We start from the raw sequence: 25,074 nt of genomic DNA on the forward strand, positions 1-25,074 counted from the left end.
AGTCAACGGCTGTGATTCTTTTCTAACATAGAAGAGAGTAGCGTTAAATAGCGCTTAAAATAAGGGATTATACGGTATCGTTGGGACTATTTTAACCATCGTTTTAAAATACAGCTTTAAATAAGAGTAATAAATTAGAAAAGCGTGTATATATTATTGATGATACAAGCGTTTAAATATTTATTATCTAAACGTATAAATCATCATCATCTGAATGTTCAGACGTCGCGACCTCATCAAGCCCTGTCGTCACGTCAGCATTTAACTTGACCAAGAACTTCAGTTTTTGCGTTGCATCAATCGCCGTTTGCCAGTCCTTGCTTTGGTACGCGTCACTAAAACGCTTAGACTGTTTCGTCAAACGTTCGGTAATCTGCGGATGTAGCTGTTGTAACGTTGGGCGATCCTTGTCTTCAATCGCTTCATCTAATTCGATGCGCATCTGCATCGCATCTTCTAAAAAGTCTAAATCTGCGATTGAGTGTTCTAGGTTCTGTGCTTGTCCTGCCATATCTAACAGATAGCTCGCACGGCTATCAGGCGCACTCAACGCTTGATAAGCTTGGTTAATCAATGCTGACGCTTGCTCAGACTGCTGTTGCGCTTGTGCGGCGTCTGCCAAGTTCTTGGCGACATTGTCAGGGTGATAACGTTTTTGTAGCAGACGTAGATGTTGATCGAGACTATTTTGATTGACGTCAAATTGTACAGGCTGCTCAAATAGGGCAAAAAAGTTATCAAACTGTGCTTCTTGAGTAATATCTGTCATATCATACGCCTTGCTTTTTCTATTTATTTTTAAAGTGTTGTCAATATCAGAATAGGTTTGCTATTTGGTCGACCACACTGACTTAATTGTGGCAGCATTCTTTTATCATCGCTTAAAAGCAAAGTCAGCAACCTTAAGCCATTGAATCACTAAACGGTAAATGACTCACCACAACCACATTCGCCTTTTTGGTTGGGGTTAGTGAACTTAAAGCCTTCGTTCAATCCTTCTTTTTCATAGTCCATCAATAAACCATCTAAATAGACCAAGCTTTTAGGATCAATAAAAATACTGACGTCATGGCTTTCATAACGCGTGTCATTTTCGTCAGGGGTATCTACGAACTCTAAAACATAAGCCAAACCTGAGCAACCCGCTGTGCGGATACCCACTCGAATGCCTTCACCTTTACCGCGATTGTCCAAAAAGTCTCGAACATGCTGAGCGGCGCGTTCTGTCATTTCAATCATGCCAACTCCCATTGACTATTAATTATAAGTATCAATAAAAAATCTGTATAGACTGGCAACTGGAATCACAAGTTTGCCAAAATAATATGATAGGGCGTGTCATCAATTAGCACATTAATACATTTAGTGGCCTTAAAATGGCTAAATTTTGCTAAACATCGTCAGAAATCTTGTCAATATGTTCATATTAACGGCAATTTCTTCCTTGTTTATCTACAATTTTTCTCATTTTAAGACTCAAAATCTAATTAATGACACGCCCTAGCGGCTATTAGAAAATAAAAGGTGACAATTACATAAGTGTCATTGTCACCTTTTTAGCATCAGTAGCTGTTTAACGTGTTGCTACTTAGCACTGCTAATTCCACGCAGCGCACAGGCCAGTAGGTTTAGCCTTAGATAACAGCTTCTTCGGTTACTGCTGCTGCGCCGTGCTTATCTTTATAGTCGCTAATAGCAGCTTTGATAGCATCTTCTGCAAGTACAGAACAATGCACTTTTACTGGTGGTAATGCCAATTCTTCAGCAATGTGACTGTTCTTAATTTCACCAGCTTGATCCAAGCTTTTGCCTTTTAGCCACTCAGTAACGAGCGAGCTTGAGGCAATTGCTGAACCACAACCATAAGTTTTGAAGCGTGCATCTTCGATGATACCGTTATCATCGACTTGGATTTGTAGACGCATCACATCGCCACAAGCTGGGGCACCAACCATACCAGTACCAACGTTTTTGGCATTTTTGTCAAGATTGCCGACGTTGCGTGGGTTTTCGTAATGATCAATAACTTGGTCACTATAGGCCATGGGGTTTTCTCCTAGTTAGATGATGAGCAGTGGCTTCTGAAAGTTGAAACACTACCCACTCATCGATAATTGGGGTCAAACATTTAGTTAATAAAAATGGTATTTATAACTGTCTGATCAATCGTTTAATAAATCTATTTGATATTTATATCGCTATATATACTTAAATTTAGTGCTCAGCCCATTCGACTGAATCTAAATCAACACCTTCTTGGTACATGTCCCAAAGTGGTGATAGGGCACGTAGTTTATCAACGGCTTCGTGCATTTGCTTGATAATCGTATCGACGTTTTCTTCAGTGGTGTAGCGACCGAAGCTAAAGCGAATAGAGCTGTGTGCCAATTCGTCTGGACGACCGATAGCACGTAGTACATATGACGGCTCAAGTGTCGCTGACGTACAGGCTGAGCCTGATGATACAGCCAAGTCTTTAAGGGACATCATTAGTGATTCACCTTCGACGAAGTTAAAGCTGATGTTCACGATGTTAGGAACGCTATGCTCTAAATCACCGTTTAGGTAGATCTCTTCGATATCTTGTAGACCATCCCACAGTTTTTGGCGCAGTTTGGCTGCATGGGCATTGTCTTCTTTGTAGCTATCATTGGCTAAAGCAAATGCTGCGCCAAGACCAACGATTTGATGCGTCGGTAGTGTACCTGAACGCATTCCGCGCTCGTGACCACCGCCATGTTGCTCAGCTTTTAGGCGAACACGTGGCTTACGACTAACAAACAAGGCACCGATGCCTTTAGGACCATATGCTTTATGACCTGAAAAACTCATTAAGTCGATTTTCATCTCTTGAGTGTCGATAAGAACTTTACCAACAGATTGTGCACCATCAACATGAAATATAACACCAGCTTCACGAGTGATTTCGCCAATAGCAGCTACATCAGTAATCGTACCAAGCTCGTTGTTTACCATCATCAGTGACACTAAGATAGTATCATCGCGTAGCGCTTCTTTGACCTGTTCTGGAAAAATAAGACCAGTACTTGGCTGCGGCTCAAGATACGTAATCTCGAAGCCTTCTTGCTCAAGCTCGCGGCAAGTATCTAATACAGCTTTGTGTTCGATTTTACTGGTAATGATATGTTTACCGCGAGACTGATAGAAGTGTGCGGCACCTTTAATTGCTAGGTTGTCAGACTCAGTCGCACCAGAAGTAAAGACGATTTCGCGTGGATCAGCGTTGATGACTTCTGCCACTTGCTGACGCGCTGTTTCTACTGCTTCTTCTGCTTGCCAGCCGTAGCCATGCGAGCGCGAGGCAGGATTACCAAAGATGCCATCTACCGTCAGATATTCGCTCATCTTAGCTGCAACTGACTTAGCAACTGGGGTGGTGGCGGCATAATCTAAGTATATAAGGTTGTTATGTTGGCTCATGCTGGGTTTGCCTCGCTGGTCGATAGGGTAATAGTATTGATGTCTTTTATTGAAATATCTTTGGTAACGGTCTGCTGACGGTCTGAGACTGACTGCACGTTTTCCATGTCTAATAATTGCGCTAATGTTATATTTTTCAAGTACTGTTCGATATGATTGGACAATGCACACCATAAATCATGGGTTAAGCACATTGTACCACCTTGGCAATCACCGCGTCCTTCGCACTGCATTGCATTCACAGATTCATCGACAGCGGAGATAATGCTCATCACATCAATTTCGTGCAATGGCTTGGCCAAGTGGTAGCCACCTGCTGCACCGCGGATACTCGTGACTAAACCACGTTTACGGAGCTTAGAAAATAACTGTTCGAGATAAGAGATAGATATGGATTGCCGCTTAGCAATATCGGATAGCGATACCGCTGTCTCTTGTTGGCTAGTCTGTAACGCCAGATCTAATAACGCAGTAACGGCATATCTGCCTCGAGTAGTCAAACGCATGTGTTATCTCCCAACTTCTCAGTTATAAGTGTATTTAACAACGATCTTAGTCAAGTAGTTTTGGTAAAAGCGAACTTTTGCCTCTGTTAATTATCTATCAACTAAGTGTGTCTTATCGCTATTAAACAACAGATGGTGAACCCGATGTGTGCAACGATAGAGTAATTATACTTAATCCCGAGTAATTTAGTCAAGATTAAAGTGTGGTTGAATGGTTAATCCAATTGATTACTATGATTGATAAAAACAATGGTGGTTGAGATGCGGCGTAGAAGGGCTTCAGAGCGCATATCGTAAAATATCTGCATCCATTTTAGATTTGTTTCAAATTCACAATGAGTGAATTAAAGCGACAAAAAAGCGTTTGGTAGCTTATTAAAGCTATCAAACGCTTAATGGTCATTAAAGCAATCATCTAACAGGTGCACTATTATTTATGAATAAGTATGTTTATCAATAAACATCACCATCATTAACAAAAACTAGTTCATCAATAGTGCTATGACTGAGCCAATCATAATGACAAGCGCTACAATAGTCACAATCATCAATGTCTTCTGTTTGCTCTGCAACTCTTTTACCGTGGTTTCAAGCTCACGGTTTTTAGTCGTCAATGTACTGATTTGTGTCTGTTGTTCTTTGATACGGAGCTTGTAGTTGTCCTTCTTTTCGGCCATTTCCGCGTCAGTAGGCTTAGACTTACCTTTGCCGCCTTTTATCTTTTTGATAAGACCCTGAATCAAGTTACCGAGACCGAGCTGCATGATAAATTGCTTAACCAATTGCACTTGTACTGACTCACCGCGCATTTGTAATTTTTCGGTTGTTTCGCTATCGTGAGTGGTGATCGCATTGATGACTTGGATGCTGTAAGCATTGATAACCACATCCGGCTCACTACGGCCAATAGGTAGATGAGCATCCAATAACACGCCTTTGGTACTAAAAGTGGCAAAAATTTCTACATGTGGTAAGTACAGGCGAAGTGCGACGACAGTGCCTTGCTTGGCAAGCGGATAAGCTGCTTTACGTAGCTCGGGATCTAAACGTAACAGTAGTGTCAGAGCCGACTCAATGAACACCAGAATAATATTAAGAAAAGAGTGAGACAACGTAGAACGCTTCATGTAAATAATCCGTTTTTTATTTAGCAAATTAAAGTTATCGAATCAACTCAAGTTGATTTTTACTAAAAATTTGCAGTGATATTTTGCTTATAGTAACGCCTTTATAATAAAAAGTAACGCTAGTTTCTGTCAGTAGCAAAATTATTACAGTACAATTTAGCAGTCGATAAAGACACCACTATTTATGACTGGCAATGCACAGACACCAACTGACCACGGTTTTCAAAGCCTAGAGAGACATGCAGACAGTGTTTTTAGCTAAAGTAGCTGGCTTGTATAGACGTTGCAGATGTTTTGCGTAACATTGGGTGTCAAATACGTAGTACATGGCACAAAAATATGTAAAATCGCTTGCGCTCCTTATGCTGCCTTGATATAAAGACGATAACAAAGCGAAACCTGTTAATACGCCAGTCAGGTAGTTTTTATTGCGTAAGTGCTATGAGAGCGTTACAATGCTTGGCGTGAGCGTTTATTATCCCCCTTAAACTTGAAGGAAATTTTATGAATAAGTCAGAATTGATTGATAGCATCGCAGACAAAAGTGGTCTAAATAAGACTCAAGCTGGTGAAGCCTTGAATGCCGTTATGGAAAGTGTTGGCGAAGCTTTAGAAGCTGGCGATAGCATCTCACTAGTTGGCTTTGGTACTTTTAGCGTAAAAGATCGTAAAGCCCGTACTGGCCGTAACCCTAAGACTGGTGAAGAACTTAGCATCCCAGCAAGCAAAGTACCAAGCTTCAAAGCCGGTAAAAACTTAAAAGAGCGCTTGAACTAAGCCGTTATCTTTAAGTTACTCTATTATAGACAAACGCTGCATAATGACTCGCAAGACGAATAAAAACAGCGCTTGTTAGCAGGTAAGTAATAGATGGTCGCTGATAGTTTAGCGCACATTCTAAGCGCTAAGCGAAGCAGCAAAAAAGCACCTAAATATTAGGTGCTTTTTTTGTAGCCATAGTTTGTATCGTACCACGTGAATATTTTGAGTCTACCGTAAAAATCACGTATCATAGGGCGCGCGATAGATGTGTTGTTTGAGTAAGGCTTTTTCACTCAGCCCTATATTCCTCTATAAAATGCACATGTTCTTCTTCTTACCATTGCCGGCTTAGATAGCATTGATATTAATAATAGTATTACAATGGTTTTTCATCAATATAGGTTAATAAAGCAGAGATAACTATGGATAAATTGCGCGATTTCTTAAAAAGCTGGCCAGGTCGCATTTTATTGATTTTATGCCTATCGCCGCTCGCTCTCTTGGGTGTCGAAAGCTACTTTGGTGGTGGCGTTGATCCCAACCAAATTGCACAGGTAGGTGAGGCAAGTGTCGGATTATCAGAGTATCAGACTGCTGTCAATAACCGGCGTACTGAGACATTAGAGCAAATTGATGATGCCAGCTTATTGAATGAAGATGTGTTGCATGAGCAGGTGCTAAAGGGTTTGATCGATCGGACTTTGTTAGAGCAACAGGCTGGTAAGCTTGGTATGACAGTGTCTGATGACACGATCAATCGTCTGCTGCGTCAAGAAGAAGTTTTTCAGGATGCTGATGGTAACTTTTCAAATGACCAGTTTTCAAACTTTTTGCGTCAGCGCGGCATGACCAAAGACCAGCTATTTACAGAATTTCGTAACCAGTTAAGTCTCGATCAGCTCAATGCCAGTATCGTTGGTACGGCAGTGTATCCGATGCAAGCGGTCAGTCAGTTGATCGATCTGCAGCTAGAGTCGCGCAATATTTGGTTGCATCGCTTTAATTGGCAGGATTACCAAGAGCAAGTGAAGCTGAGCAAAAACGATATACAAGCTTACTATGATGCCAATAAAGACACGCTAAAAAGCGCGGCAATGGTAGACTTGGCTTATCTGCAATTGAGTCCTCAGACCGTTCCAGTGACTGATGTCACAACAAAAGATTTGCAGCAGCAATATGAAGCCTATAAGCAGCAGCTGGCTGTAGTCGATGAGCGCAAAATCAGTCAAATTTTATTGACAGGTAAAGATGCAAAAGCTCGCGCAGACAAAGTGAAAGCCCGTTTGGACAAAGGCGAGGCTTTTGGTAAGCTTGCTAAAACACAGTCAGATGACCCATCAGGAGAGACGGGTGGCGATATCGGCCGCTTTAACCCTTCTGTGTTTGGTAATGACGCAGCAGCAGTTGAGAAAGCTCTGGAGGGGCTGAGTGTCGGCGATGTGAGCGCACCAGTTAAGACCAGCTTTGGTTATCAGATATTTACGGTCACCGAAGACAATGGCAAGAAGATTCCAAGCTTAGAGAGTATGCGTGATGAGCTAACCGCTAAAGCAAAAGAATATAAGCGTCAGGAGATGTATGCCGATAAAGTGACTGCGATTAACGACTTGGCAGCAGATGGTTTTAGTATCGAAGATATCGCTCAGCAAGAGAATGTGACGCTAAAACGTCTCAAGGATTATCGTAAAGAAAACAATCAGTCAGCATTGTCGCAACCGGCAGTTATTAAGCAAGCCTTTGATGAGTTTACGATTCAAGACCAAGCGGTTACCGCCGGTATTGAAGTTGGTAATGGCACGGTATGGGTGCAGCCAAGCAATTATCGTCCTACTAAAACACTTGCTTTAGCAGCGGCTACGCCACGAATTACACAGACATTACGTCAGCAAAAAGCCACGGCATTGGCATTAAAAGATGCTAAGAAACTGGCGACTGGCATTAAAACAACGGCAGATATTGCTAAACAACCAATCAGTTTTCAAGCCTTAGGTGAAATAAACCGTCAAACCACACGATTGACAGAAAAAGAGCGAGGTTTGGCGTTTAGTCAGCAAGCGGCCAATAATGGTGTCGTTGCGATTGCGAGCGAAACAGAGATGGGTGCGACGTTATTGGTCGGTGATCGTATCAAGACCGAGCAACAGTCACCACTGTCTGATATGCAACGCGCGCAAACTGCCTCCATTATCCGTGATAACTTGGGTCAAGATCAGCTACAAGATTACCTAGAGTATCTACGTCTAGTGTATAAAGTCGAGATCAATGAGACTAATATGGCCAATGCGCAAGGGCGCTAGAGACAAAGGTGTTGAAATAAGAGTATTAAGGGAAATATGACCTAATTGCTAAATCGTTTTTTCTAAATACTTTTATTAAATTTGACGTATAAAAAAGCCACTATTTATAGTGGCTTTTTTAATGGATATTGCTTTTATCCTAAAAATGTAGCATTAACAGCGATATACAATTCAACACGTCTGTTAATGCCAGCTTTCAAAGTGATAAGACACAGTTTAATGGCGGAAATGGCGCATACCTGTAAATACCATTGCGATACCATGCTCATTCGCCGCAGCAATGGTTTCGTCATCACGCATAGAGCCGCCCGGTTGAATAATCGCTGAGATACCTACTTCAGCAGCATTATCAATGCCATCACGGAACGGGAAGAAGGCATCTGAGGCCATAACAGCCCCTTCTGTGGCCAAGCCAGCATGTTCAGCTTTTATAGCGGCAATACGTGCTGAGTTGACGCGGCTCATTTGACCAGCGCCAACACCAATAGTGCGCTGACCTTTAGCATAAACGATGGCATTAGATTTGACGTATTTTGCGACGTTCCAGCTGAACAGTAAATCAGCAATCTGCGCTTCAGTTGGTTGCACGTCCGTGACGATTCTTAGGTCGTTGGCAGTAATCAAACCCAGATCTTGCTCTTGTACGAGCAGCCCACCGTTAACACGCTTATAGTCGAGCTGGCTTTCGCGCTGCTCAGGCGTTGGTAGCTCGCCACATACCAATACACGCACGTTTTTCTTAGCAGCAGTCGCCTCAAGCACACCATCTTCGATACTAGGTGCAATAATCACTTCTACAAACTGATTATCGATAATCGCTTTTGCAGCAGCAACGGTCAATGGGCGGTTAAAGGCAATGATGCCACCAAAAGAAGATTCAGGATCCGTGCTAAAAGCAGTGTTATAAGCCGCTACTTGGTCGGTATCGACCGCGACACCGCAAGGATTGGCGTGCTTAACGATGACACAGGCAGAGGCGCTGAACGCTTTTACGCACTCAAGCGCCGCATCAGTATCAGCGATGTTGTTATAAGACAGTGCTTTACCTTGTAATTGCTTTGCCGTGGCAATAGAGGCTTGCTGACTTTTTAGTGGATGGTTTTCGGTATAAAAGGCCGCGTTTTGATGTGGGTTTTCGCCATAGCGCAGGTCTTGGGCTTTTTCTAGCTGCACGTTAAAGGTACGTGAAAAGTTCTCTGACTCTTGAGTCTCATTGACTCGGCTACCTAAAAAGTTGGCAATCATACCATCGTATTGTGCAGTATGCTCAAAGGCTTTAACTGCCAAATCATAGCGTAAAGTAGTGGTCAGTTCTGTACCATCGCCCAAAGCAGTAAGCACGCGATCATAATCCACTGGGTCAGTAATAATACCAACGTGAGCATGGTTTTTGGCAGCAGAGCGTACCATTGTAGGACCACCGATATCAATATTTTCGATCGCATCGTTCATCGTTACATCAGCACGAGCGATGGTTTCTGCGAATGGGTAAAGGTTTACCACGACTAGATCAATACGCTCAATTTGATGCGCATTCATCACTGCATCATCAGTGCCACGGCGCCCTAGAATACCGCCATGAATTTTAGGATGCAGCGTCTTAACACGGCCATCCATCATTTCAGGAAAACCGGTGTAATCTGATACTTCGGTCACCGCAACGTTATGCTCTGTCAGTAGTCGATAAGTGCCGCCAGTCGATAGCAGAGCAAAACCTGCTTTAATGAGGCCTTGAGCAAATTCAACGATGTTAGACTTATCGGAGACCGACAGTAGGGCAAGTGGGGCTGTACTCATAAGAACTTTCCATAAAAAAAGCCTGACGTAAACGTCTGGCAAGGTGATAATGGCATTCGCTGTAGACGTTATCACTATGGATAAAGTCATGAACGATACACTGCCATACATAATGAGGGTTAATGACGATCGATAAGCTCATATAGGTGAGGCTACATCAAGTTATAAGTTTTGAGTTTTTTGCGTAACGTACCACGATTGAGACCTAAAATTTGCGCGCATTTGGTCTGATTGCCTCGCGTTTGTTCAAGAACGACGGACAGTAGCGGCTCTTCGATTTGTTTTAGGATGAGCTCATACAAGTCGGTAGGTATCTCATCACCCAACATCAAAAAATACTGACGTACCACGCGTTCTACATTCACACGTAAAGGTTCATGAGTCTGGATATGGCTCATACGGTTATCTGAAGGCTCTAAATTGTTAATTGAATGCTGATAGTTGTCGTCATTATAATCGGCAAGATGCTCAGAGCTTTGGGCAAACCGATTGGCATTATGCTGTGCATGAGGTGCCATAAGATAATGTCCTTGGGATTAGAAAGAGTCAAACTATAGGGGTTAGAGGAATATTATAACAAATTAATATCGGCTAGCACTGACAGATTAGACGTTATCTTAGTGGTGATACCATGAAACTAATGTCATCACTAAGATCATTTAATCTAAAATCATCTTATGAAGTCCTATTTATTAAAGTCTTGCTTAATAAACGGGACTGACACTGACTTCACGAATTTGAGCATTGGCAATGGGTATCGTAAACAGTAACTGTCTGCGACTGTCAGCGGCTATTTGGCTTTGGGTGCTCAATAGATAATCATCTGGCGCTGCAATGAACTCTCCGAGGAGGGCATTTGCACCGTAAACGCTGACCTTAACACTAGGGTAGAGCTGTGCTTGTACGCTTTGGTTGTTTAGCGTCGCACTTAATTCACTAAAAGTACCCGTTGTTTTAATTTGGCTGGGTTTGTGACTGAGTTCAGTGACTGTCAAGGCAGCCAAGTCGGCACTAGGTAGGCTGCAAGCAGCGATCGTACAGAGGGTTTGTAATCGTTCCGCATGAGCAGGATTTTTTACCAAGGTTTCCAAATTAAAAATAATGTACTGGGCGAAAAGCAGTAGCACCAAGACCAAGCAGCCTAATGTCCACAATAACGAGGCAATCGAACGTCGCGCTGGTGTCGGAGTGAATTTTGCTTGTGCCTCCATTTTTTTGACCCGCTCAGCATGCGTGCGGTCTTCGTCTTTAAAGGGCACACCCATGCTGAGCAATAGCTGTGATAAGTCCGTATCCTCTTGGACGGTATTATCATTTTTGTTTTGCTCTTTGAGCAAATCTTCGAGCCATGCGTTGTCAGTCGTATCATCAATATTTGCATGAATATTATTAGCTTCGGCTGAACTAAGCGCAACCTGAGCTGCTGATTCGTCACTTTTATCAAGATTATTGTGCTGCTTACTGGTTATCGAGGTGGTATGACTGTTGCTATCTGTTTTGCTTAGCCAAGCATCCATACTGGCTAACGAGTCATACTCCAAATTGTTTTCATCCGACTCTTCAATATCCATATCGTCATAAATTAAGCCGTCATGAATTAAAGTATTAGAGAATACTGTTGAAGATTGCTTGTTACTGGATGGTTTGGCATTGCTTGTATTATTAGGATTGGTTGTCGTGCTATCTGTAGGATTTGGCGGCGTATCGGTGGTGACGATAAGGTGTCTATTGACCAAAAAACTCTGCTGACACTGATCGCAGCAGACAGCTGCATTCACTTTATTTAACTGCGTTTGTTTTAACTTGAAGCAAGCTTGGCAATGAGGGCACTGAGTTTTTATTGGCGTGGTCATAGGGTCGAATCCAAAAAAGTATGGTTATCAATACCGCGTAGCCACTCACCAATAGTTGCCTGCAACGCTCAGGCTTCTACAGTAAACACTCATCGTTAAATGTTTGATACATATATGAGTGATAGATAAGGACAGAGTGGCGTCAAACACATAACATTTGACTGCCTCTCTATCGTAACAGATGTAATTACATGTTGCTAGCCTGTAAATGTACCAGACAAACGCTGCCAATGTTGGTCTTCTTGCGCTGTAAAAGCGTGCTTCGGATCGAGCGCAAAGTAAGGCTGATAAGCAGCAGTCACTTCTTCAGTTTGTGACTCGATTAAGCCGGCTAACACGATACGACTTTTTGGTGCCATTAAGGTGACAAAATAAGGTGCTAACCCAATCAGTGGCTTGGCTAAAATATTGGCGACCATCACTTCTACAGGTTTAACGTCGTTTTGTTTCCAGTAATCAGTAAACTCCTCTGGCAAAAATGCTTGCAAGCGATCATCGACATGATTGCGTACGGCATTTTGGTTGGTCGCCAGCACAGCTTGTGGGTCGATATCGACAGCATAAACGTGACGTGCCCCCAACAACAACGCCCCAATGCCCAAAATACCCGAGCCGCAACCATAATCAATCACGATTTTATCGGTCAGATCTTGCTCTGTTAACCAGTCGAGACAGAGGCGAGTGGTGGCATGATAACCAGTACCAAAAGCCAAACCAGGGTCCATAATGATATTGGTCGCCTCAGGATTAGGCGGCGTTATCCAGTTAGGCACAATCCATAAATTGTTGGCACATGGTATAGGATGGTAATTGCTCATCCATTCGCGTTCCCAGTCTTTATCATCTACCGCACTTAGCCAAATGCGACTGGCGTGTACCTGTGCGCCAATTTCGTGACTTAACTGTTCAACCGCATGACGACTACCAATGTCTGTTGTGGCATCGAACAATCCTGTCAGAATGACCTCATCCCACAAGGGTGATTCGCCAGGTAATGGTTCAAATAGAGGTTGATCCCCTGCGTCGTCTAAGGCGATTGATAATGCACCTGCTTCTAGTAACAATGCCTCGGCGAGATCGACGTTTGCTTTTTCACATTGTAAGTGCAGTTGTTGCCATGCCATAACGATAACCTTAATCTAGAGTAAAAATGAATGGGTGTTCTTGATAAATCCCAGCTTGGAGTAAATAGTGAATGAGCAGCCTACTTAAAGTTAACAGTTTGCATGCCTTGCTTTGCTCTTTTAACTTTTATAAGTGTTTAACAGCCATGAATTTTTAACGCTTGCGAATGCAGTTCTGCTCGTTTAGATGCTAACTAATTAACGCAATGCTCGTTTTGCTTCGCTGACTACACGTGAATTGCCTTGAGCTTGTCCTGATTGCAAAATGACTTGCCAGAGTGCCCGTCTACGATTGGCATTTTGCGAGACGGCAAGACCACGGCGCGCCATCGCTTCTGCCTTGCGCGGCTGGTTTTTTTTAAGGGCAACTTGTGCCAAATAAAAGTATACTGCCGAGGATTTTGGTGCAAGTCGCTGGGCACGGGTAAAGCTACTCTCAGCACTGGTCAATTTTCCTGATTTTAACTGACCGATTCCCGTTTGCATGAGATTACGAAATGCTGGCAAATCACTGTTATTAGTGGCCACTTGCTGACTTCGTTGCTGCGAATTTTGGCGCGCGCGCTCCAACAGTTCATTATGTGACGGCACTGAGGGTTCGGATATTATATAGTCATCAGGAGAAGGCGTAATAATCGCGGCGTCGGGCGTTGTAAATACGGGACTAGGCGGTGTATTAGGTTCTGTAAATACTGGGGTCTGCTGCGTCAATGGGTTTGTCGCTGAAGATGATTCGGACGGCGTATAAGGGTCGACAGGATAGTTGTTTTCGTTATCATTGTCGTAGCCCCTGCTATCAATGATTGGTGCTTGAGTCGCAGGCGTTATGGTGGTAACCGATGAGGGTGCTTTTGGATCTTGCGTTGCTGGCACCGTTTGAACAGGCGTTGTGTTCGTCGCATTAGGCACCGTCTGACAGGCGCTCAAGCTCATCATGCTGACGAGCGCACTGACAGCAAGGACAGAGTTCACTAGCGTGGTTTTTTTAGCCGCGCGCATAAAGTATTGCTTGACGGATACGCTCTGCTGTATAGATGACACCATGTTAGAACCCTCTTTTAAGTTTTGACAACAATTTTAGAACCATTCAACCGCACGGTCGTACCAAGTGTCAGCACCGTTCTGCGCATCACTATCATTTTGGTTGTCAGTATCAACGGCTTCGCCATTTGGAATGTCTAAGCCTTCGCGGCGGCGTTGCTGATTGATAGCGCCTTGCTCACTCTGTTCTCGAGCGCTATCTTGTTGATACAACCCGATGGCGCAACTGCTGGCTTCTTCTGGTAGATGTGCAGACATCACTGGTAGATAGCGTGCATTAGCACAGCGCTCATTCGACAGCTTGCCAGAATTGTTTTCAAGCCATAACCATTCAATACCTTCCGGCTCAGGTAGCGATACCGGTGTCAACTTTAAGCGACTCATATAGTCAACCCATACTGGTAATGCACCCGTACCGCCGCTCAGACCAATTGGTTTGTTATCATCACGACCGACCCAAACCACGCTGACATAGTTACCACTGTAACCAGCAAACCAAGCATCGCGGTAATCGTTTGTGGTGCCTGTTTTACCCGCGAGATTTAGGTTACTACCAAGTGATTGTGCTCGTTTAGCCGTTCCGCTGGCAACCACTTGCTGTAGCGCGTAATTGGTCAAAAAGTTGGTCTCAGGTGGAATGCTACGCTGCGTATTAAGCCCTGTACGCTGTAAAATACGGCCGCGATCATCAATGACACTACGAATGCTGTGAATGGGTGTCCGAAAGCCACCCGTAGCAAATACTTGATAGATACCAAGCATATCCATGGGGCTAAGATTGACAGAACCTAGCAAAGCAGAAGGATAGGGCGATATTTTCTCTTTAATACCCATACGCTGTAACTGCTTGGCAAAAGTATTGATTCCAAATTCCATGCCTAAGCGTACCGCTGCTTGGTTATAAGACTGAGACAGAGCGGTGGTAAAGGGGACATAACCATGATCGCGATTGTCATAGTTTCTTGGATTCCATTTCGTACCGTCATTTAGATTGACCGTAATCGGTGAATCATCGACGGAACTCGCCAAATTATAGCGACCACTTTCGAGCGCTGTCATATAAATGATTGGCTTTAACAAAGAACCGACTTGACGTTTGGCGTCGACAGCACGGTTAAAGCCAGTAAACTCACTGCCGCTACCGACTACGGAGACCAGCTCACCAGTCTCTGGATTCGCACTGACCAAGGCCCCTTGTAAGTCTTTGGTTTTGCTGCTGCTACGACGTAGCTCGCCCAGTTTTTTATCGACTGCTTTATCAGCAGCTAGTTGGGCAATAGGATCGAGCGTACTAATAATCGTCAGACCTTCGTTTTTCAGGTCATCAGAATAATAGACGGTATTCAATTCACGTTTGACGATATCGAGAAAATCAGGAAACTGACTTTTGCCTTCGACAGGCTTATCAACGATACCCAGCGACCTATCTATGGCTTTATCATAGTCTGCTTGACTGAGCGTACCCATCTCTAGCATGTTGCTAAGAACAATGTTACGACGTGCTTTTGAATCGTTTGGATGGCGACGTGGATTATAGACACTTGGGCCTTTTGCCATACCGACGAGCAAGGCTTGCTGATCTAAACGCAGCTCGTTCAAGGGTTGGTTAAAATAAAACTGTGCTGCCAAACCAAAACCATTGATAGAGCGGTTGCCGTTTTGTCCTAAGTAAATTTCGTTCAGATACGTTTGCAGAATTTCATCTTTGCTATAATGGAGCTCAAGTAGCACAGCCATTAAGGCTTCATTGGCTTTGCGTTTTAGGGTGCGATCTGAATTCAGATAGAAGTTTTTAATCAGCTGCTGGGTGATGGTTGAACCACCTTGTCTAGAGCCACCAGAGAAGTTATTGATGACCGCACGAGCGATACCGCGTATCGACACCCCTTTATGCTCATAAAAGCCGCGATCTTCCGTGGCTATTAACGCATCGATCAATGGCTGTGGCACCTCATCTAAAGAGACGACCATACGATCTTCATTGCTGTCTGGGTAAATGCCACCGATACTAACTGGCTCAAGGCGAATAATGCCGCTCTTAGCTGGTAAAGTGCTTTGAATCGACTCAATTTTATTACCGGCAATCGTCATTTTTATGACTTGCTCAGTGTCTATATCGCTAGAGCTATAGGTAAAACCGCGGGTATGGATAAAATAAGTATTGCCGGACTTACGATAAGTACCAGTGCGATCATACGCCTTATTGCTTTGATAATTGAGCAGCTCAAGCCATGTCTTAATCGTGCTGTTATCGACATTGGCACCTTGATAGAGCTCAAGTGGCTGCGAGTATACCTTGGCAGGAATATCCCAACGCTTACCTTCGAACTTGTGGGTAATGGTGCGATCAAGCTTGATCAAATACAGCGCCAGTAGCACCATGCCAGCAATAATGACAATTAATAAAATACTACTAAACACCAAGCCGCGCTGCTGAGAGGGTAGCGTGCTGACAGAAGGCGTAGAGAGCTTGGCGTTTGGTAGCTTAGAATTATATTTTTGCACGGATGATGCACCATTTAGGGATAAAAAACTGCCTCATAATGACGCAAATTGACAAATTTTTCAATCTATCATCATCAACGCAGGCATTCATTGGGATTACACTGTGAGGGGTTATACTACTCACAGCACTGGCTTATAGTATAATCGATCTGTTGACGGCTATGTTTATACGAAAACACAGCGCGCTTTTAATTTGCTCTGTGGATGCCATATAAGATAACAATTTACTATTATTCTAACGATGTTTTTTGTATGAATTAGCGGTTGATTCTCCCTCTGTGCTAGCAGTGCCGAACCTATTTAAAATAGCTGTTTTAAGTAAAAGTAAGTACGTTTGATGATAGCAAGTTTACTCAAAGCGAATTGGGTTCGAGCAAACCTGTCTAAAGGAAGTAAGCGCGATTATGTCTAGTGCCCCCTCACCAATGCCAATCTCCAGCCATCATTATGAAGACAACTCTATCACAGAAGGGTTGGTGCTGCCCCTTGCTGGTCATTGTTTTCACTGCGGTGATCCAGTGCCGCAGCCGCCATTTTATGCCGATATATTGGGTAAATCCCGTGAGATGTGCTGCATGGGTTGTCAGTTGGCGTCCCAAAGCATCGTTGAAGCTGGGCTTGAGCAATATTATCTCGATCGCTCGGAAATCAACCGTACGGCAAGTTTGCCCACCCGGCTGACGCGGCTCGAAGCCTATGATCACGATGAGATAAAGTCACAGTTCGTTTATGCTCAAGATGGTCTGTCGGTGGCGGAATTGTCCGTTAATAACTTACGCTGTGCTGCCTGTACGTGGCTCATCGAATCGCGTCTTTATGAGATTGATGGCATCAGTAAGTGTCAGGTCAATTTGACCAATCAGCGTATGCGCGTCATTTGGGACGAGAGTAAGCTGCCTATCAGCCGTATTCTAGCCGTTATCAATGAAATTGGCTACGAAGCCAAGCCTTACCGTCAAGACACCCATGAAGCAATGCTGGCTAAGCACAATAACAAGATGCTGCTACGTCTAGGAATTGCTGCTCTTGGCGCGATGCAAGCGATGATGTATGCGGTCGCACTATATTTTGGTGAATATAGTGGGATGTTGATATTACAGCGCGATTTTTTGCGTTGGGTGTCGTTATTCGTCAGTATTCCCGTGTTCTTTTATGCGGGCATACCGTTCTTTACGTCTGCATGGTCGGCAGTTCGCGCGCGCCAAGTCAATATGGATGTACCGGTCAGTATCGCCTTGATTGTCACTTTTTTCGCCAGTTTGTACGCCACCATTACTGGACACGGTCAGACTTATTATGATTCGGTCAGCATGTTTATTTTCTTCTTATTGGCAGGGCGTTATATCGAGCATAATGCCCGTCTAAAAGCGGCGACGATGGCCAATGACCTAGTAGTGGTGGAACCAGTTTTAGTACAGAAAATTGCTGAAAACAAAGGAGACGCTGCGCTCATTTTGCAGCAGTTACAGCAAAATGCTTTGAATAAAGTAGATACGAGTGCTATTAATCAGGCAGTTCATGAGACAGGTGTTAAAAGTCCAATCAGCGCTGTGGCAAGTGCTCCGATAAAGTACACGCCCAATTTTATGCAGAGTATGGACGCCAATGTCCATCAAATAACCAATCGTATAGCTCAAGACTGGCAACAAACTAGCCATCAACCAGACCTATCAAAGCCAGGTTTATTAAAGCTAGTGTATGGCGCAGAACAAAAACAGATGGTGACCGCCCAAAGCTTACAAGTGGGTGACATCATCATGGTTGAGGCTGGGTCTGAGATTATAAGCGATGGTATTTTGCTTAGTCCAACTGCGACCGTCTCCCAAAGTTTGCTGACGGGTGAAGGTGATTTAATCATCAAGTCTCAAGGCGACTATATCGTCGGCGGGGCGCAAAACGACAGTCAGCCGTTTGAGATGCTGGTCACGGCACTGCCAGAAGACAGTCAGATTGGGCTGATTGATCGGCTGATGAACCGTGCCATGAGTGAAAAGCCCAAACTGGCACAGCAAGCGGATAAGCTGGCTCGTTGGTTTGTGGCGCGGATTTTAGTGTTGTCAGCATTGGTATTTATCGGTTGGTATTTTGTCGATCCAAGCCAAGCTATTTGGGCAACGGTCGCGGTATTGGTTGCTACTTGTCCTTGCGCGCTGTCACTAGCCACACCAATTGCTTTGACTGTCTCTACCAATCGATTGGCCAGCTATGGATTTTTGACCACGCGTGGTCATACGCTGCAAACTTTAGCAGAGATTACTCATGTTGCCTTTGATAAGACAGGGACATTGACTTATGGCAAGCCAAACTTACTGAACATTGAGCTAATAAAACCGGTCAGCCAAAATGAAAACGCTGACTCAAGCGCGTTGCCTTTGCAAAAAGACCGTTTTTTAGGCATAGCTGCGGCCTTAGAAGTAGGCAGTCGTCATCCGATTGCTCATGCGCTACTGACTGCCGCTTATCAATTACATTTGCCACCCACTCAAGCCTTGCAGCATTATCCAGCAGGCGGGGTAGAAGCCATAATTGATGGCGTTCTATATCGTATTGGTCATATGGAATTTGCTTTGGATAAAAGCGCCACTGGTGCAAATGTAGACAATGATTTAACGATTGATTTATTGAGCCATCGTGCCAGCTCAGCGGTTGTGTTGTCTTGTCAAACAACCTTCTCAAGTGGATGGCAAGCGCTGGCGTGTTTTTACTTTAGCGATAAAGTGCGTGATAACGCCCGCTCAATGCTGGATACGCTCAAAGACTTAGGGATTGAGTCTGTGATGCTGACGGGCGATCCCAGTCCGCAGGCGCTGGTCATGGCGGAGAGTTTGGGCATGCAGTCGGCATATAACGGTCTGTCACCAACGGATAAGGTCAATCATATCCAGCAGCTGCAAGCGCAAGGGTCAGTCGTGCTGATGGTTGGTGATGGCATTAATGATGCGCCCGTGTTGGCAGCAGCAGATGTGTCGAGTTCGATTGCTGGCGCGGCAGATTTGGCGCAGGTGTCGAGTGACAGTATCATTCTAAATGGACAAATAGAAGCCATTACAGCTGCCAAGCGTATCGCGGATAAAACGGAACGTATCATCAAACAAAACTTCCGCTGGGCATTGGCTTATAACAGTATCGTATTATTGCCTGCCGCGTTCGGTTATGTCCCGCCTTGGCTTGCCGCCATTGGAATGTCATTGAGCTCGTTATTCGTGGTATTAAATGCGCTGCGTCTAAAACGCGCTTAGTATTAATCCTAAAAAGATGATGGGTTGCCTCACACTTGCTTAGCATTCTATAAATAGTATTTACTTTAGGGTCTGTTGAACATTCAAATATTAGGACTGCTGATCACTAAAATCAGCTCAAACTAGGCGTAAACCGACGATAATGTCGAGACCTTAGCTAGGTTTACAACAACGTTTGGGGTGGTTTTAGCATCAGCCTTTCAGGGCAGGGCTATTTTTTGCCAATACATGGCGAAATTGTCTAACCTAGAACGACTAGGCGTCAAAAATTTCACTGCGTATTGTCTAAAAAATAGCCACTGCCAGTTCCACATTTGAATGTTTAACAGACCCTAGTTCCACCCATAAAAAAACCGCCTTTAGCAAAAGACGGTTTTTTATTTTACGTGTCATTATTATTACATAGGTTTTACATTAGTCTTGTAGGTAGCTGAGCAGACGCATGAATTCGATATACATCCATACTAGCGTCGCAAGAATACCGATACTAAATAACCATTCGTAGTCTTCAGAAATACCAGCTGCTACGCCGCGATCAATGTTATCAAAATCAAGTAATAGCGTAAAAGAAGCGATAACAATCACGAACAAACTGAAGCCAATAGCGATAACGCCACCTTCAAATAAGAAAGGTAAGCTCGAACCGAACGCTAAAGAAAGTACCCACTGCGCAACATAAACGAGCATGATGGCAATAAGCGCTGAGGTGACGATAGAGCGGAATTTCTGCGTTACCTTAACGAGACCAGAGCGATATAGCCCTAGCATAACGGCTGCTGTCACGAAGGTTGCACACATTGCAGTCACTGGCACGCTTGGATACATTCTCATAAAGAACAGCGAGATGCCGCCTAAGAAGATACCTTCTAAGAGTGCATAAGGGACGGCAAAGGTTTTGGCCTTTTGCGGTTTAAAAGTGATAAAGATCGCGAGACCAAAAGCGGCAAACATACTACCGAAGGCCGCCATGGTAATAAAACTTTGTGATAGACCTGCCATCAGCGCATAAAAGAAAAAGCCGATACCAGTGATAGCAGATAAACCAAGCAACAAGCTGGTCTTTTGGATGACACCTTTGACGGTCATCGGCTGACCGCCGATCGCAAGCTCTGCGCGACTGACAATAGGATTGGCCATACATATGTCCTTAATTAAAAATGATATAAATTACTGCTACTTTAGCAAAAGCTCGGTTATTGTCAACTGTGTTTGCGTGACGGCTGTCGAGGCCTGACGCAGCCATAGTATGACTTATTTGTGTTTGATAGCCAATGATGCTCAGTAGCGCTGTAAACACGCTATGAAGGGGCGTGCAATGGTAGATATATGGGGTCGATTACGACAGTTAACAACGATAATTGATAAAACATGCTAGTTTAAGCGCTCATTTATCGCTATCATTACTCTGTACTTTACCGTTATTCCGAGTCGTTTTATGGAAAACTCCGCGCAGTCCGAAAGATTGCCACACTTACATGAATCAGAGCTGTTCCACGCCATCAAAAACCCTGCGTTTCGGCGTATTGGGCTAATGGGGCGCGCAGGCAAGCGCAGCGTCACCCAAAGTCTGGTGCAGATTGCCCAAACGATCAATGAGATGAATCTCACCTTGATAATGGACATGCAAACTGCCCATCTACCAACCTTGGATCTCACTGAGATCGAAAAAGTCAAAATCGTTAAGCGTAGCTTGATTGGCGAGATTTGTGATTTGGTCATCGTCGTTGGTGGTGATGGTTCCATATTGCATGCTGCTGAAGCACTGGCACGTTATCGCGTACCTGTGTTGGGTGTCAACCGTGGTCGTCTTGGATTTTTGGCCGATGTCAAACCTGACGAAGCTGCTTTTAAATTGCGTCAAGTATTGATGGGCGATTATCAGTTGGATCATCGGTTTCTACTGACGATGGAGATACGAGAAGGGCGCAACATTATCCATGAAGATATGGCGCTCAATGACATCGTATTGCATGCGGGTAAGTCGGTACATATGATTGATTTTCAACTGAAAATTGATGGTCATGATGTCTATAGGCAACACAGCGATGGCTTGATTGTTGCGACGCCTACTGGCTCGACAGCCTATGCACTCTCTGGTGGTGGGCCTATTATCCATCCGAGTATGGATGCGATATGTTTAGTGCCCATGCATCCGCATACCTTATCTAGCCGTCCAATTGTGGTCAGTGGTAATAGCGAAGTTTGTATTCGTATCCATGAGGACAATCGCACGCAACCGATGGTCAGTGCAGATGGTAAACCCAGCATACCGCTCGATCAAGAGCAGCGGCTTTATATTCGTAAGCACCCTGATAAGCTGACGCTACTGCATCCACCAGGGTTTGATTTTTATGAAGCCTGCCGTACCAAATTACACTGGAATGTCCATGCCGAAGAATTCAGTCTTGATATCGATGATGATATTATGGATGATGAATAAAAGCAGTTGTCGTATAAAAAATAGTAGCGGAGAGTAAGATGGACAAGCAAACAATATTAGCAACACTAACGCCTGACATGGTCGATAAATTTCGTATGGCTATTGAGCTTGGCAAATGGCCGGATGGTCGAAAATTAACGGCTGAGCAGCGCGACACCTGTATGCAAGCAGTGATGGTTTGGGAACATGAGCATCTACCTGCTGCCGAGCGTACCGGTTATATTCATAAACCCGTAAAAGATAATGGCTCCATCGTCGGTGCTGAATGTGATGTGGAGCATGAGCATCATTATCCCAATATGCCCAATCCTAAAGGTGCTATCCAGCCGGTTAAATTTCTTGATAAATAAGTTTTGTGATAATGATAAATAAGCAAGAGTATCGCTAATCACAGCAGTAGTCGCTCAATAAAAAAGCCACGCTATATAATAGCGTGGCTTTTTGCATGCTTAAAAATAATTAAAGTGCAGTGGTATCAACACTAGGGCGAACGGTCAATGGATTTTTTTGCATCAAAAACCCTTGCCAACCCCAATGTAAAAAATTGCGAATATTGGCGTGGTCAGTACCATTAGGCGTCGCTTGGACCTTGGCATAGTGCTCGCCGAATAGCTTTAGCGTGTCCAACTGATTCAGACCATGGTGCTTAGCAAAACCAAAAATCTTCGCACTGCCTTCATTTTCACCCGCTGCATTATGCACCATACCATTAACGAAAGGAGCAGGCGCATAGCGATAAAAATCATCAATAAAACTGATGACATCATTGAATCCAATGGCTTTTTTATTCAAACCATTAAGTAGAGCCGATACATCTGATTGGCGGATACTCATAAATAAATGACCTCAGAGCAGATTAAAAAATACAGTATTTGTGTACACTGCTTATAAAAATATAATGCTTATATATATTCAATAATAGTTATTGATTAAGCGTTAACTGTTATAGCTTAGCGATTGAAATAGTCTTCGTCATCAAATGAAGGCGCAAAACTGCCTTGCTCAAGATGCTGCATTTGCGACTGTACAGAACGCTCATGCTGAATACGTTGATAAATTTCTTCGCGGTGTACGGCAATGTCTTTTGGTGCATTAACACCGATACGCACCTGATTGCCTTTAACGCCCAAGACAGTCACACTGACCTCGTCGCCAATCATTAACGTTTCGCCCACGCGGCGTGTCAAAATTAACATGCGTCACACTCCTTATGTCGCATCAACAGATTATTACTCATCAGATTACATCTCAATTGCAGGACATTACCATCGCACTAGACATCTCTTGTATTTAACTTACAAGCTACTATGTCTAAAGTTAGGCGAATAGCGGTAATGATAGGTAGATTCATTTAGCCCAAATGAAAGCCCCATTATAGGGGGCATAACAGATACTGTCACGGGTTTTCACAAAACTATTAGCTATATACGAACCAGAGCAATAATAAAAAATAAAAATAGGATCTAATAAGACCCTATTTAATTAAATTTTACTAAAAGTAATCAATAGCCTTTTAATTGATAACTATTAACTCTGGCACATGCTCGTTATAGCATTTATAGTCCAGCGATTTTGCTTTCACCGTCTTCACGATCAAGACCAAATGCGGTGTGTAATGACTTAACGGCTTTTTCCAAGTGTTGGTCTTGAATCAGCACAGACACTTTGATTTCGCTGGTCGATATCATTTGAATATTAATGTTGTTTTCGGCTAAGGTTTGGAACATTAGGCTGGCAACACCTGCGTGTGAGCGCATGCCAACGCCAACCAATGAGACTTTAACAACTTCGCTGTTACCTGATATCTCTTTTGCACCAATCTCATTTTTGACTTCTTCATTAAGCACTTTTAGCGTCTTGTCCAAATCAGTGCGATTAACCGTGAAGGTAAAGTCGGTGGTACCATTATCCGAAAGGTTTTGGACGATCATATCGATTTCGATATTGGCACGACCAATTGGGCTTAAAATAGCAGAAGCGATGCCAGGGTGGTCAGGCACGCCGCGTACTAGAATTTTTGCTTCGTCTCTATTGAACGCGATACCTGAGATGATTGCCTGTTCCATATTGTCTCCTTCGTCTATCGTAATTAGGGTGCCCACGTTATCTTGAAACTCTTGGTCAAAGCTGCCGTCGGTGTTTTCATCAAAGCTAGAGAGTACACGCAGTGGCACGCCGTACTTACCAGCGAATTCTACCGAACGAATCTGTAGAATTTTAGAGCCAAGACTTGCCATCTCAAGCATTTCTTCAAAGGTGATTTTTTCAAGCTTTTTGGCTTTTGAGGTAACGCGTGGATCAGTGGTATAGACGCCATCGACGTCGGTATAAATCTGACACTCATCAGCACCCAAAGCCGCTGCAATCGCAACGCCTGTCGTATCGGAGCCGCCGCGCCCGAGTGTGGTTGCATTGCCTTCGTCATCGATACCTTGAAAGCCTGCCACAATAACGATATTGCCAGCATCCAGCTGCTCGCGTATGTTTTTGTCGTCGATACTTTCGATACGGGCTTTATTGTGAGCATTGTCTGTTTTAATTGCGACTTGACGACCAGTCATTGAACGGGCGCCAATACCAAGCTCTTTAATCGCCATGGCCAGCAGTGAGATAGACACCTGCTCACCCGTTGAGACCATTTGATCGTATTCACGAGGGTCAGGCTGAGAGCTAATCTGGCGGGCCAGATCAATCAAACGGTTGGTTTCACCGCTCATGGCAGAGACCACGACAACCACTTGATGACCATTGTCATGCCAGCGTTTGACTCGTTTCGCGACGTTTTTGATGCGGTCGATACTGCCCATCGAGGTGCCGCCATACTTCTGTACTATTAACGCCATAAAAATCTACCTATTATTCAATAATGACCTTTTATTATCATCGATAAGAGTCAACATGATACTCGTCAATGTTTATATAGATAAAGCCAGATTATAAGA

General features: G+C 43.9%; 20 protein-coding genes and 1 pseudogene. 5 read left to right on the top strand and 16 right to left on the bottom strand.

Going from position 1 to position 25,074, the window contains the following annotated elements:
- Positions 1-187: 187 nt before the first annotated feature.
- From hscB to RH96_RS07620, 6 genes are all read right to left on the bottom strand, one after another.
- A complete protein-coding gene (hscB, locus tag RH96_RS07595; RefSeq protein WP_010199370.1) occupies positions 188-769 on the bottom strand; it encodes a Fe-S protein assembly co-chaperone HscB in 582 nt (193 codons plus the stop codon).
- Between the two features lie 149 nt (positions 770-918).
- The gene (gene iscA, locus RH96_RS07600; RefSeq protein ID WP_010199373.1) at positions 919-1,239 is read right to left on the bottom strand and encodes an iron-sulfur cluster assembly protein IscA; all 321 of its coding nucleotides are present in this window, start codon (positions 1,237-1,239) and stop codon (positions 919-921) included.
- Positions 1,240-1,634: 395 nt separating this feature from the next.
- Entirely contained in the window at positions 1,635-2,045 is a 411-nt protein-coding gene (gene iscU, locus RH96_RS07605) for a Fe-S cluster assembly scaffold IscU (RefSeq protein WP_010199375.1), read from the bottom strand.
- A gap of 169 nt (positions 2,046-2,214) precedes the next feature.
- Positions 2,215-3,441: an IscS subfamily cysteine desulfurase gene (locus RH96_RS07610; RefSeq protein ID WP_010199377.1), complete on the bottom strand. Its 1,227-nt coding sequence runs from the start codon at positions 3,439-3,441 to the stop codon at positions 2,215-2,217.
- Complete coding sequence (locus tag RH96_RS07615) at positions 3,438-3,947, bottom strand: Rrf2 family transcriptional regulator (protein ID WP_010199379.1); 510 nt, start codon at positions 3,945-3,947, stop codon at positions 3,438-3,440. The genes RH96_RS07610 and RH96_RS07615 overlap by 4 nt, the downstream gene beginning before the upstream one ends.
- Positions 3,948-4,429: 482 nt before the next feature.
- On the bottom strand, positions 4,430-5,074 hold the full coding sequence (locus RH96_RS07620; RefSeq protein ID WP_010199381.1) for a hypothetical protein: 645 nt from the start codon (positions 5,072-5,074) through the stop codon (positions 4,430-4,432).
- A 504-nt stretch (positions 5,075-5,578) separates the two neighbouring features.
- Here RH96_RS07620 and RH96_RS07625 point away from each other — a divergent pair.
- On the top strand, positions 5,579-5,851 hold the full coding sequence (locus RH96_RS07625; RefSeq protein ID WP_010199383.1) for an HU family DNA-binding protein: 273 nt from the start codon (positions 5,579-5,581) through the stop codon (positions 5,849-5,851).
- 407 nt (positions 5,852-6,258) lie between these two features.
- The gene (locus tag RH96_RS07630) at positions 6,259-8,133 is read left to right on the top strand and encodes a SurA N-terminal domain-containing protein (RefSeq protein ID WP_010199385.1); all 1,875 of its coding nucleotides are present in this window, start codon (positions 6,259-6,261) and stop codon (positions 8,131-8,133) included.
- A gap of 216 nt (positions 8,134-8,349) precedes the next feature.
- Here the strand turns inward: RH96_RS07630 and purH are convergent, their stop codons facing one another.
- The 6 genes from purH to mrcB all read right to left on the bottom strand — a co-directional run bounded on the left by purH (position 8,350) and on the right by mrcB (position 16,453).
- The gene (gene purH / locus RH96_RS07635; protein ID WP_010199387.1) at positions 8,350-9,930 is read right to left on the bottom strand and encodes a bifunctional phosphoribosylaminoimidazolecarboxamide formyltransferase/IMP cyclohydrolase; all 1,581 of its coding nucleotides are present in this window, start codon (positions 9,928-9,930) and stop codon (positions 8,350-8,352) included.
- A 152-nt stretch (positions 9,931-10,082) separates the two neighbouring features.
- Entirely contained in the window at positions 10,083-10,328 is a 246-nt protein-coding gene (locus RH96_RS07640; RefSeq protein ID WP_026037218.1) for a helix-turn-helix domain-containing protein, read from the bottom strand.
- Between the two features lie 306 nt (positions 10,329-10,634).
- Positions 10,635-11,783: a DUF3426 domain-containing protein gene (locus RH96_RS07645; RefSeq protein ID WP_010199390.1), complete on the bottom strand. Its 1,149-nt coding sequence runs from the start codon at positions 11,781-11,783 to the stop codon at positions 10,635-10,637.
- A 197-nt stretch (positions 11,784-11,980) separates the two neighbouring features.
- A complete protein-coding gene (prmA, locus tag RH96_RS07650; protein WP_010199392.1) occupies positions 11,981-12,907 on the bottom strand; it encodes a 50S ribosomal protein L11 methyltransferase in 927 nt (308 codons plus the stop codon).
- Positions 12,908-13,105: 198 nt separating this feature from the next.
- Complete coding sequence (locus RH96_RS07655) at positions 13,106-13,951, bottom strand: tetratricopeptide repeat protein (RefSeq protein WP_010199394.1); 846 nt, start codon at positions 13,949-13,951, stop codon at positions 13,106-13,108.
- A gap of 33 nt (positions 13,952-13,984) precedes the next feature.
- The gene (gene mrcB / locus RH96_RS07660) at positions 13,985-16,453 is read right to left on the bottom strand and encodes a penicillin-binding protein 1B (protein WP_010199408.1); all 2,469 of its coding nucleotides are present in this window, start codon (positions 16,451-16,453) and stop codon (positions 13,985-13,987) included.
- A gap of 404 nt (positions 16,454-16,857) precedes the next feature.
- Between mrcB and RH96_RS07665 the strand changes: the two genes are divergently transcribed.
- Entirely contained in the window at positions 16,858-19,692 is a 2,835-nt protein-coding gene (locus RH96_RS07665; protein WP_010199410.1) for a heavy metal translocating P-type ATPase, read from the top strand.
- 414 nt (positions 19,693-20,106) lie between these two features.
- Here RH96_RS07665 and RH96_RS07670 read toward each other — a convergent pair whose 3' ends face one another.
- Positions 20,107-20,829, bottom strand: coding sequence for a Bax inhibitor-1/YccA family membrane protein (locus RH96_RS07670; protein ID WP_010199412.1), 723 nt, complete (start codon positions 20,827-20,829; stop codon positions 20,107-20,109).
- Positions 20,830-21,127: 298 nt separating this feature from the next.
- On the opposite strand from RH96_RS07670, the gene RH96_RS07675 reads away from it, so the two are divergent.
- The gene (locus RH96_RS07675; protein WP_010199415.1) at positions 21,128-22,132 is read left to right on the top strand and encodes an NAD(+) kinase; all 1,005 of its coding nucleotides are present in this window, start codon (positions 21,128-21,130) and stop codon (positions 22,130-22,132) included.
- 38 nt (positions 22,133-22,170) lie between these two features.
- Complete coding sequence (locus RH96_RS07680; RefSeq protein WP_010199419.1) at positions 22,171-22,482, top strand: YeaC family protein; 312 nt, start codon at positions 22,171-22,173, stop codon at positions 22,480-22,482.
- A 109-nt stretch (positions 22,483-22,591) separates the two neighbouring features.
- Here the strand turns inward: RH96_RS07680 and RH96_RS07685 are convergent, their stop codons facing one another.
- From RH96_RS07685 to RH96_RS07695, 3 genes and pseudogenes are all read right to left on the bottom strand, one after another.
- Entirely contained in the window at positions 22,592-22,966 is a 375-nt protein-coding gene (locus RH96_RS07685) for a HopJ type III effector protein (protein ID WP_010199421.1), read from the bottom strand.
- A 194-nt stretch (positions 22,967-23,160) separates the two neighbouring features.
- Positions 23,161-23,328 (bottom strand): annotated as a pseudogene (csrA, locus tag RH96_RS07690) (carbon storage regulator CsrA); the annotation flags it as partial.
- Positions 23,329-23,688: 360 nt separating this feature from the next.
- On the bottom strand, positions 23,689-24,975 hold the full coding sequence (locus RH96_RS07695) for an aspartate kinase (RefSeq protein ID WP_010199426.1): 1,287 nt from the start codon (positions 24,973-24,975) through the stop codon (positions 23,689-23,691).
- Positions 24,976-25,074 lie beyond the last annotated feature (99 nt).

The organism is Psychrobacter sp. PAMC 21119, assembly GCF_000247495.1.
Classification (GTDB): Bacteria; Pseudomonadota; Gammaproteobacteria; order Pseudomonadales; family Moraxellaceae; genus Psychrobacter; species Psychrobacter glaciei.